This window comes from Caminicella sporogenes DSM 14501, from assembly GCF_900142285.1.
Classification (GTDB): domain Bacteria; phylum Bacillota; class Clostridia; order Peptostreptococcales; family Caminicellaceae; genus Caminicella; species Caminicella sporogenes.
Genome location: NZ_FRAJ01000038.1, coordinates 1 through 1,976, shown reverse-complemented (window position 1 = coordinate 1,976; position 1,976 = coordinate 1). Strand labels below are relative to the sequence as shown.

1 protein-coding gene and 1 rRNA gene are annotated in these 1,976 nt (G+C 27.4%); both read left to right on the top strand.

Annotated features, from left to right (window positions below):
* Nucleotides 1–456 precede the first annotated feature (456 nt).
* Nucleotides 457–1,422: a patatin-like phospholipase family protein gene (locus BUA90_RS12010; RefSeq protein WP_072968873.1), complete on the top strand. Its 966-nt coding sequence runs from the start codon at nucleotides 457–459 to the stop codon at nucleotides 1,420–1,422.
* Between the two features lie 479 nt (nucleotides 1,423–1,901).
* Nucleotides 1,902–1,976, top strand: a 16S ribosomal RNA gene (locus BUA90_RS12005); the annotation flags it as partial.

The following is a 1,976-nucleotide window of genomic DNA, read 5'->3' as shown; positions in this document are numbered from 1 at the left end:
TACAAAATAAAAGTAATGCAAAATAACGAATAAATGTTCGTGGTAACTACGAATCATGGGGTCGGGGGTTCGAATCCCTCACAGTGCACCAAAATAGCTTAAAGCCCTTGAAATTTCAAGGGTTTTAATTTTTTGTTGAATAAATTTATTTAGAGATTTTGTTTTTTCTACACTTTTACCAGATTAGTTTTAGGACAAAATAGACACTGTGATTACTAAAAATTAATTTTCAGTAATCACAGTGTCTATTTTTTTATTTTTGATTTGGAAGTAACTTTATATAAATAAAAGCAAGTTCCAAAATATAGGACATGACAATATATTAATATCAGAAAATGTTCTTGAAAAGGATTAATTTTTTAGAATTTTTGTATTATTGGTTTACTTTTTGTGATGAAAAATAATCTTTATATATTAAGAAGCATTTAAAAATATTTTAAAGAAAGGATGGTTTATATGACAGAGACAAAAAATGTTAAAAGGTTTGATGCAGTTTTTGAAGGAGGAGGGGTAAAAGGTGTGGCGTTTGTAGGAGCAATATGTAAGCTTGAGGAAGAAGGATATAAATTAGAAAGGTGTGCAGGGACATCAGCAGGAGCTATAATATCTGCACTTTTAGCAGTAGGATATACGGGTAGGGAGATAAAAGAGATTATGCTTAATACAGATTATACTAATTTTTTAGATAAAAATATATCTATATTTAGCTCAAATAATATATTTGAAAAAGCATCACATGCATATAACTTATTTGTGGATAAAGGATTTTATAGTGGAGATTATTTTGAAAATTGGATGTTTAATCTTCTTAAAGCAAAAAATAAAACAAAATTTAAGGATGTTTATATGGATGGAAAATCAAGGCTTAAAATAATTGCTGCTGATGTAACTAAAAGTACAATGTTAATTTTGCCTGATGACCTTGAGAAGTATGGTATAAATCCTATGGAGTTTGATATTTCTAAGGCAGTAAGAATGAGTATGAGTATACCAATTTTTTTTAAACCAGTACAACTAGGAAATAGTTTTATAGTGGATGGTGGAATAATATCTAATTATCCAATATGGATATTTGATGTGGAAGGAAAACCAGATTATCCTACATTTGGTTTTAATCTTGATGAAAAAGAATTAAGTTATACAGCACAAGGTAAAACTGATTTTCTTCATTATTCACTTGACGTACTTAATACTTGTATATTTAGTAGTAAAAATGAAGATGTCTATATTAGAGATAAAGATTTAGCTAGAACAATAAATATACCAACATTAGGAGTAGGAACAACTGAATTTGATTTATCAAAAGAAAAAAGTTTGGCTTTATATCAATCAGGATATGAAAGTGCTGAAAAATTCTTAAAAGAATGGGATTTTGATAAGTATGTAAAAGAGTACAGGACAGAAAAGAAAGTTATAGCTTGATTTAATTGTAAAATAAATATAGTTAGAAATATTTATCAGGGTTTTATGTAATATATATTTTTCTAATTTATTAGGATATCTTTTTTTAAAGAGTTGTTCATTTGTTTTAAAAATATATAGAAGTATTTGTATTAGTCATAGTGAAGATTTTTGTATGTTTAGTTTAAATATCTATATCATACATAATTTTCACTATGGCTTTTTTATTGAGTTTACTAAAAAGTAAAGAATATTTTTTATTGACAAATTAAATTTATTGTGGTACTATTCTGATTGTCGCTGTAAAGATATTAATGAAAAATCAAAAAAACATGTTGACAAAAATATAATTGTATGGTAACATACTTAAGTGTCAGCAAAAGAAAAAATATTATGTAGGTATTGTTTTGGACATTGAAAACTAAACAGTGTAAGGAAAAAAGCAGGTAACAGTAAAAGATTAAAAAGATTTACTGAAGTCTAAAGCGAAGAGTCAGTTTTATTTTGAGAGTTTGATCCTGGCTCAGGATGAACGCTGGCGGCGTGCCTAACACATGCAAGTCGAGCGGAGCTTT